The organism is Levilactobacillus muriae (assembly GCF_045862015.1).
Taxonomy (GTDB): Bacteria; Bacillota; Bacilli; order Lactobacillales; family Lactobacillaceae; genus Levilactobacillus; species Levilactobacillus muriae.
Genome location: NZ_BAAFRU010000015.1, coordinates 61,404 through 67,403 on the forward strand (window position 1 = coordinate 61,404; position 6,000 = coordinate 67,403).

The window sequence follows — 6,000 nt, forward strand, 5'->3', positions numbered from 1 at the left end:
CCGTTGAAACACAGACCAAGCTTATTTCTACTGTTCTGAAAATCTTATCATATCTGACCAAAAATAGCTCGTGAGCCGCCGCTAATTTTCGTTTAAGATACGGCCGTGCTCAGATACTCCGCGAGACGGTCATCCCGCAAGCCCGCGCTGAGTCCAACCAGTAGCTTAATTCGAGCCTTTTGACCGTTCAAGCCTTGGCATAACATCAGGCCCATCTTACGGAGTTCGATACCACCACCCTGGTAGTCGTAAATATCCTCGGCAACGCCATTATAACACCGTGAGACTAGGACTAACGGGATATGCCGATCTAGGAGGCGTTGAATGGCCGGTAAGGTAACTGGCGGTAGATTCCCAGCACCCAGGCCTTCGATGACGATACCGGCCGTCTGATCACTGTTCAGGGCGTCAAATAAGCTGGCATCCATCCCCGCATATGCCTTTAGTAAGTAAACGTGGTCCACCACGTGATCAATGTCGCAGGTATCTTCTCGAATTAGCTGTTGAAAGTAAATGGGCTGACCCTTGGCAACCAGACCAATCGGCCCAAAGGTTGGCGTACGGAAGGTGGCAACGTTGGTGGTATGAGTCTTGGTAACGTATCGTGCCGTATGGATCTCATCGTTCATCACAACCATGACCCCATTACCCCGTGAGGCGTCGTCTGCGGCCACTTCAATAGCTGTCTGAAAGTTATACAGGCCATCGGACCCAACCTCGTTAGAGGAGCGCATAGCCCCCGTCACGACAACGGGAATGGTGCTAGGCAAGGTCAGGTCGAGAAAATAAGCCGTTTCTTCCAAGGTGTCCGTTCCGTGAGTAATGACCACGCCGTCAATCCCTTCTTGTTCCCCCTGATTGATGCGTTCCTTGATTTTCAACATTTCAACAGGCGTCACGTGTGGCGACGGTAGATTGAAGAGTTCATCGGTAATCAGCTCAACGCGCCCCTCCATAATGGTTTCTTGCTGGGCAATTGGGTTCTGAGCGTTGGGCACAACCTCGCCTTTTTCATTCTGGGACATCGAGATCGTCCCACCTGTATGGATGGCTAAAATTTTCTTCACAACCGTCAACTTCTTTCTCAAAAGATTTTCTTTCCCACATTGTACCTTATTTGCTGTAGAATTTAGTTAGAATTAGGAGAGGATGTGTGGAAATATGCCGAAAAAAGATGAAAGCGCTAAACCCTACCGCCCTGGTGTGGTCGTCCACCCCAAAAAGTATAGTAATTCCGGCGGCATGGCCGACTGGGGGCCGCTATTAGAGTGGTTTGGCGGGCTTTTCAAGAAAATATGGCATCGGCATTAGAAAAGTCTACCGGGTGTTGTTTTTTTCATTTTCACGTGGTAAAGTTATCAACATTCCATTAAAAAAATAAAGTGATTGCCTATATAATGCCAAGATAAGGTTGGCGAGTTTCTACCCAGAGCCGTAAACTCTGGACTATAAGCAAATTGAGGACGAAACTCTTTTTGCCGATGAAAAGAGTTCGTCGGTAGAGTTTTCAGTAAGCCCCCTTTTTGCAAAGGGAGCTTTTTTGTTTTCAGCAAACCTTGGCGGCGTATGGACATCACGAGAAGGAGGCACTTTTCTTGCAGTCCACTAAGTCCGCAACATCAATCTCGTCATCAGAAAAATCCGCCTTGCCCATGTGGCGCGCGGCTATCCTTGGTTTTCAGCATTTATTAGCCATGTATTCCGGTGACGTCATCGTCCCCTTACTGATCGGGGGCGCACTTCATTTCAACGCCATGCAAATGGCCTACTTAATCAGTGCGGATATCTTCATGTGTGGGGTTGCAACCCTCTTACAGCTCAAACGGACCCCGTTGACTGGAATCGGCTTGCCCGTCGTTCTCGGCTGTGCGGTTCAGGCCGTGACGCCTCTGAGCGCCATTGGTAATCAATACGGCGTGGGTGTCATGTACGGAGCCATTATTAGCGCCGGTATCTTCGTCTTTCTCAGTGCCGGGTGGTTTTCCAAAATTAAGAACTTTTTTCCACCCGTTGTGACCGGCTCGCTCATCACCATTATTGGGTTTACGCTAATCCCAGTGGGTTTCCAAGACCTCGGTGGCGGTGATGCCACGGCCAAGAATTTCGGCGATCCCAAAATGTTACTGGTTGGCTTTCTGACCATGGGCATCATCTTAGGGCTCAACGTCTTTGCTAAAGGCTTCCTCAAATCACTGGCCATCCTAGCAGGCATCCTGATTGGGACGTTCATTGCGGCCGCCATGGGTATGGTCTCCCTGAAGGCCGTGGGTCAAGCCAGCTGGTTCCACCTGCCACAGTTCTTCTACTTCGGCACACCCAAGTTCGAATGGTCCTCTATTCTGACGATGATTCTGGTGTCGCTGACCACAATGGTTGAATCGACCGGGGTCTTCTTCGCCCTCGGTGACATCACTGGTCGTAAGATTGGCGAGAAGGATCTGAAGCGCGGTTATCGGGCTGAAGGAATCGCCGTCATTCTAGGTGGTCTCTTCAACACCTTCCCTTATTCAACTTTTTCTGAAAACGTGGGTGTCGTTCAACTATCTGGTGTCAAGACGCGTAAGCCCCTCTACTTCTCAGCTCTGTTTCTCATGTTGCTGGGCTTGCTTCCTAAGATTGGGGCCCTCGCTACGGTCATCCCAGACGCCGTCCTCGGTGGTGCCATGATCGTCATGTTCGGAATGGTTGGGGTCCAAGGGATTCGGATGCTCCAACAGGTTGATTTCAAGGACAATAACAACCTGTTGGTCTCCGCCATCTCGATTGGCTTAGGCTTAGGCGTAACTGTCTATCCCCAGATTTTTCAAGCCATGCCCCAATCGCTTCAGATCATCATGAACAACGGCGTCGTCATTGGCAGTTTCTCCGCAGTCATCTTAAATATTGTGTTCAACATGCGGCCACATCGTGCAGTCGCATCAGCTCAGGCGCAGGTCAACACGACTGTCCAGCCGCAAAACCATCACTAACAGCATCACGTCGTCTGTCCCTATAGCCAGTAACCGGGCCCCTTTGCCCTGATTGCCGGCTATTTTTGTGCCAATTTTTGGCCGTCAGGATTGGTTGCAAACGTAGTATAAATTTCCCACTTTTTATAAACATTAAATCTATCGTTAGTATCGGAATCGTCTAAACGCAATTCTGTATATCACGACTTAAATCTATCCCCAATCCGTCCCCAAAATTTGCTAACTACTTTCAGTCCAAGTTAGCAGGCAAATTGGATGCTTACATCTATGTGAACCGTGAGGGCCGGTTAAAATGGGATCAGCTGTGGGAATTCTCTTAGTGGCCGGTTTATGCCGCTTAGAGAATTGGTGGTCGTGAGACTCGATTTCCAGAAGCTGATGACCAAGCCTAAAGTCCGCCCTTCGGCTTTAGGCGTCCATCCTCAGCGACACGGCCCATTTTCACCGGCTCGGCAAGGCGTAATATGTAAGCATACATTTTGGCTTGCGGGCGGCGGTTCGCGTATAATATGAGTATTAACTTTGAAGAGGAGAACTGTGCATGCTAAGCATTCAACACATCAGCAAGCAATTTGACACCGTGAAAGCCTTAACCGACGTGAGCTTTGACGTGCCCAATGGCCAGATCCTAGGATTAATCGGTCAGAACGGCGCTGGCAAATCCACGACTTTTCACAGTATCCTAAACTTTATTAAGTACGATGGCACCATCACCTGGCAGGGCCATTCCCTGTCGTCCAACGATTTCGATACGATTGGTTACCTACCCGAAGAACGGAGCCTGATGACCAAGTTAACCATTGAACAACAAATTGTTTACCTCGCACGACTCAAGAATCAATCCGCCAAAGATATCCGACCGCGCATCGACGACTGGTTAGGCCGTTTCGCCGTCAAAGGTACCCGTAAGAGCCGGATCAACGATCTGTCCAAGGGAAACCAACAGAAGGTTCAATTGATCTGTACCTTGATCCATCACCCCAAGCTATTGATCTTAGACGAACCCTTCAGTGGCCTCGATCCCGTTAACGCCGACCTACTGAAGCAGGCCATTTTGAATGCCCGTGATGACGGCGCTGCTATTATCTTCTCCAGTCACGACATGGAAAACGTCTCGGCCCTGTGTGATCATTTGGTCATGCTACGAAAGGGTGAAATGGTCCTGAATGGGACACTCAACGAGGTGCGTTCGCAATTTGGTAAGACCGCACTGTACGTCACGACTGACTGGCCGGCTACGCGGCTCGCAACGCTACCCAGTGTTGCTCACGTGGAGACCCGTCAACCCGGGCAATACCTGTTGCATTTGACGGACCCAGCCGCCGGTCCCGAGATTTTCGCGACACTGACCCAGGGACACTACATCGAAGAATTCAGTCAGCAGCCACCGACCCTTGATGAGATTTTCCGGATGAAAGTTGGTGAAGACCATGCGTAAGACTTGGGTCGTCACCTTTGAAACCTACCTTCGCCAAATCAAGTCCTGGAGCTTCCTGTTCATGGTGCTCGGACCCTTTCTGATGATTGGTCTCACGATCGGTATCAGTTATCTGAGCGCCAACAGTGCCTCCAGCAGTAAGCAAGTCGCCGTCATCAGTACGTCACAACCCCTGCGGCGTGACTACATCAAGCAACAGGAAAGTGGCCTCAACACCAAAATCACGACGGCCAGTGCAGCCAAGTCCGCGATGGCTAAAAATCATCTTGCCGGCTACCTCATGCTCAGTGACGATCAGCAACAGATCCGCGCCGATTATCATGGCAGTAGCCAGATGAGCAGCGGACTCAAGGCGCAAACTCAGAATTTTCTGAGTCGCTATCAACAAACTTACAATTACCAACAGGCAAAATTGACAACTAAGCAACAACAATTATTGGCGCGGACGCCGGTATTACAGCAACACATCGAAAAAAAGGCCGGCACCGCCAACCTCGCCAAAACGATTTCCTTCTGGATTCTGGTGACCATGATCTACATCATCCTGATTACCTATGCCTCGATTGCCGCGCAGGAGATTGCCTCCGATAAGGGTACCAAGATTATGGAGATTATCTTCTCAAGCACTACGGCCACCAGTTATTTCGTGGGAAAAATCACCGGAATTCTACTGGTCATTCTCACGCAAATCGTCATCTATCTGTTGGGCGGCTGGGCTGCCTTCCAGTTTGCTATGAATAGTGCCTCACTGAAGCCACTGATCACGCAGTACCAAAGCTTAATTGACGCGGTCCTTCACAATCTGTTGAGCATCAACCTGGTCTACCTGTTCCTGGGGGTCATCATCTACACGATTCTCGCGGCGTACAGTGGCGCGGTCGTGGCCAAGGCCGAGGATGCCTCCAAGGCCGCACAGCCGGTCGTCATGCTGGGGATGTTTGGTTTCTTCGCCACCTTCCCGTTCCAAAATAACATGGACGCCCTCTTGGTCAAGATTCTCTCGTACGTGCCATTCTTCTCGTCATACTTCATGCCGATGCGGATCATTAACGGCACGGTCAACGGTTGGGAACAAACGATTTCACTGGTCGTATTGCTGGCGGCTATCGCCCTCTTTGCTGGCTACATCGGTAGTCAATACCAGCGGCTGATGCTGCAAACGGATAATCGCAGTTTCTGGCAGCACCTGTTACACGGCTGGCGTCACCAGCATTAATGAACGCTGATCATTTGCCTCGCCAATAGTCACATTACCCATTAACATTTTTAGCCAACGTGCTATAATTAACGGGTAAGTCTTGGGCCTTTAGCTCAGTTGGGAGAGCGCCTGCTTCGCATGTAGGAGGTCGTCGGTTCGAACCCGGTAAGGTCCATTGTATGAATGTTAAGAATTGAAATATGTCCCGTAAGTGCTGGTGTCAAGGAATTTTCAAATTCGTTAGTTTCATGTACGGGCGGTGAAAACTGGTTCTAAAATATCTGTTGTTGGTAATCAAATGAATTTGATTACTGGCAACGGATATTTTTGTATAATCAAAGAATGTAAAAAAATGTACAAAAAAGGGATATAGTCGCAGACCTATATCCATCCAC

At 49.6% G+C, this 6,000-nt stretch carries 5 protein-coding genes, 1 tRNA gene and 1 riboswitch; of the genes, 5 read left to right on the forward strand and 1 reads right to left on the reverse strand.

Annotated features, from left to right (window positions below):
• Positions 1 to 92: 92 nt before the first annotated feature.
• Positions 93 to 1,076, reverse strand: a complete 984-nt coding sequence (locus tag ACKTSF_RS10860; protein ID WP_407889362.1) for an asparaginase — start codon at positions 1,074 to 1,076, stop codon at positions 93 to 95.
• Between the two features lie 85 nt (positions 1,077 to 1,161).
• Here ACKTSF_RS10860 and ACKTSF_RS10865 point away from each other — a divergent pair, with 85 nt between their 5' ends.
• From ACKTSF_RS10865 to ACKTSF_RS10885, 5 genes are all read left to right on the forward strand, one after another.
• On the forward strand, positions 1,162 to 1,311 hold the full coding sequence (locus ACKTSF_RS10865; RefSeq protein ID WP_407889355.1) for a hypothetical protein: 150 nt from the start codon (positions 1,162 to 1,164) through the stop codon (positions 1,309 to 1,311).
• A 59-nt stretch (positions 1,312 to 1,370) separates the two neighbouring features.
• A riboswitch (purine riboswitch) is annotated at positions 1,371 to 1,469 on the forward strand.
• A 183-nt stretch (positions 1,470 to 1,652) separates the two neighbouring features.
• Complete coding sequence (locus tag ACKTSF_RS10870) at positions 1,653 to 2,969, forward strand: nucleobase:cation symporter-2 family protein (protein ID WP_407889364.1); 1,317 nt, start codon at positions 1,653 to 1,655, stop codon at positions 2,967 to 2,969.
• 541 nt (positions 2,970 to 3,510) lie between these two features.
• Positions 3,511 to 4,407 carry an ABC transporter ATP-binding protein gene (locus tag ACKTSF_RS10875; RefSeq protein ID WP_407889357.1) on the forward strand — a complete coding sequence of 299 codons (897 nt, stop codon included), beginning with the start codon at positions 3,511 to 3,513 and terminating at the stop codon, positions 4,405 to 4,407.
• A complete protein-coding gene (locus ACKTSF_RS10880) occupies positions 4,400 to 5,623 on the forward strand; it encodes an ABC transporter permease (RefSeq protein WP_407889358.1) in 1,224 nt (407 codons plus the stop codon). The genes ACKTSF_RS10875 and ACKTSF_RS10880 overlap by 8 nt, the downstream gene beginning before the upstream one ends.
• A gap of 84 nt (positions 5,624 to 5,707) precedes the next feature.
• A tRNA-Ala gene (locus tag ACKTSF_RS10885) sits at positions 5,708 to 5,780 on the forward strand.
• The last annotated feature ends 220 nt before the right edge of the window (positions 5,781 to 6,000 follow it).